The organism is Streptococcus ferus DSM 20646, from assembly GCF_000372425.1.
In the GTDB taxonomy this organism is placed as follows: domain Bacteria; phylum Bacillota; class Bacilli; order Lactobacillales; family Streptococcaceae; genus Streptococcus; species Streptococcus ferus.
The window spans coordinates 1-2374 of the sequence record NZ_AQVD01000010.1; the positions used below are offsets into that span (position 1 = coordinate 1).

Here is a 2374-nt window from a genome sequence, read left to right on the forward strand (position 1 = left end):
CCCCAGAGTGTAAACACTCTGGTTTGCCCTCCTGCCGTTTCGCTCGCCGCTACTCAGGCAATCGCTTTTGCTTTCTCTTCCTGCAGCTACTTAGATGTTTCAGTTCACTGCGTCTTCCCTCCATAGACCTTAACAGTCTTGGATGACAGGCATCAACCTGCCGGGTTCCCCCATTCGGACATCTCTGGATCAAGGCTTACTTACAGCTCCCCAAAGCATTTCGTCGTTCGTCACGTCCTTCATCGGCTCCTAGTGCCAAGGCATCCACCGTGCGCCCTTATTAACTTAACCTTATTTCTCTCATCAATTCGGCTTCTTCAGCGTTTTTCGGTTTCTTTCTTGTTACGCTCATATAATACATATCTTATATGAGTTTGATATAGCTATTCAATTGTCAATGTTCAAATATCATCTAAAACAAGATCTATAAAGTTGAACACCAGACTAACTTCTTAGAAAATCTGTTAGTATCCTGTTTTAATGGAGCCTAGCGGGATCGAACCGCTGACCTCCTGCGTGCAAAGCAGGCGCTCTCCCAGCTGAGCTAAGGCCCCGTACATCTACCTATGTACTACCTCTCATAACTAAACAAGACGTCAAGTGCTTCCGTTGTAAGAACAGATAATGAGTCAAATGGTACTCGGGCTAAAAGCTTGTGTTTTAGATAAACCATCTGGTATGCAAGCATACTGCGGTGGTTTCCTAAAATCAAGTCGCTTTTTACGCCCTCTGTTACTTACTTTTCCTTAGAAAGGAGGTGATCCAGCCGCACCTTCCGATACGGCTACCTTGTTACGACTTCACCCCAATCATCTATCCCACCTTAGGCGGCTGGCTCCATAATGGTTACCTCACCGACTTCGGGTGTTATAAACTCTCGTGGTGTGACGGGCGGTGTGTACAAGGCCCGGGAACGTATTCACCGCGGCGTGCTGATCCGCGATTACTAGCGATTCCGACTTCATGGAGGCGAGTTGCAGCCTCCAATCCGAACTGAGATTGGCTTTCAGAGATTAGCTTGCCGTCACCGGCTTGCGACTCGTTGTACCAACCATTGTAGCACGTGTGTAGCCCAGGTCATAAGGGGCATGATGATTTGACGTCATCCCCACCTTCCTCCGGTTTATTACCGGCAGTCTCGCTAGAGTGCCCAACTAAATGATGGCAACTAACAATAGGGGTTGCGCTCGTTGCGGGACTTAACCCAACATCTCACGACACGAGCTGACGACAACCATGCACCACCTGTCTCCGATGTACCGAAGTAAAATCCTATCTCTAGGACGGGCATCGGGATGTCAAGACCTGGTAAGGTTCTTCGCGTTGCTTCGAATTAAACCACATGCTCCACCGCTTGTGCGGGCCCCCGTCAATTCCTTTGAGTTTCAACCTTGCGGTCGTACTCCCCAGGCGGAGTGCTTAATGCGTTAGCTCCGGCACTAAGCCCCGGAAAGGGCCTAACACCTAGCACTCAGCGTTTACGGCGTGGACTACCAGGGTATCTAATCCTGTTCGCTACCCACGCTTTCGAGCCTCAGCGTCAGTCACAGACCAGAGAGCCGCTTTCGCCACCGGTGTTCCTCCATATATCTACGCATTTCACCGCTACACATGGAATTCCACTCTCCCCTTCTGCACTCAAGCCCTACAGTTTCCAAAGCATACTATGGTTGAGCCATAGCCTTTCACTTCAGACTTATAGAGCCGCCTGCGCTCGCTTTACGCCCAATAAATCCGGACAACGCTCGGGACCTACGTATTACCGCGGCTGCTGGCACGTAGTTAGCCGTCCCTTTCTGGTTAAGTACCGTCACGTAATGGACTTTCCACTCCCATTACCGTTCTTCCTTAACAACAGAGCTTTACGATCCGAAAACCTTCTTCACTCACGCGGCGTTGCTCGGTCAGGGTTCCCCCCATTGCCGAAGATTCCCTACTGCTGCCTCCCGTAGGAGTCTGGGCCGTGTCTCAGTCCCAGTGTGGCCGATCACCCTCTCAGGTCGGCTATGTATCGTCGCCTAGGTGGGCCTTTACCCCACCTACTAGCTAATACAACGCAGGTCCATCTCTTAGCGATACGATTGTATCTTTTAATCCAGAGACAGGAGTCTCTAAATCTTATGCGGTATTAGCTATCGTTTCCAATAGTTATCCCCCGCTAAAAGGCAGGTTACCTACGCGTTACTCACCCGTTCGCGACTCATGATGAATGGTGGAGCAAGCTCCGGTATCCATCATGCGTTCCACTTGCATGTATTAGGCACGCCGCCAGCGTTCGTCCTGAGCCAGGATCAAACTCTCTGATAAAAGTTGATCAAACTCAAGCTATCACTAGCTCTTCCGTTTTATTGTTTCTTCATTGACAGGTTACTTC

General features: G+C 50.0%; 1 tRNA gene and 2 rRNA genes. All 3 read right to left on the reverse strand.

Annotated elements, in window-relative coordinates:
* Positions 1-291: ribosomal RNA gene (locus A3GY_RS0109480) — 23S ribosomal RNA — on the reverse strand; the annotation flags it as partial.
* Between the two features lie 190 nt (positions 292-481).
* A tRNA-Ala gene (locus A3GY_RS0109485) sits at positions 482-554 on the reverse strand.
* A 196-nt stretch (positions 555-750) separates the two neighbouring features.
* A 16S ribosomal RNA gene (locus A3GY_RS0109490) occupies positions 751-2307 on the reverse strand.
* Positions 2308-2374 lie beyond the last annotated feature (67 nt).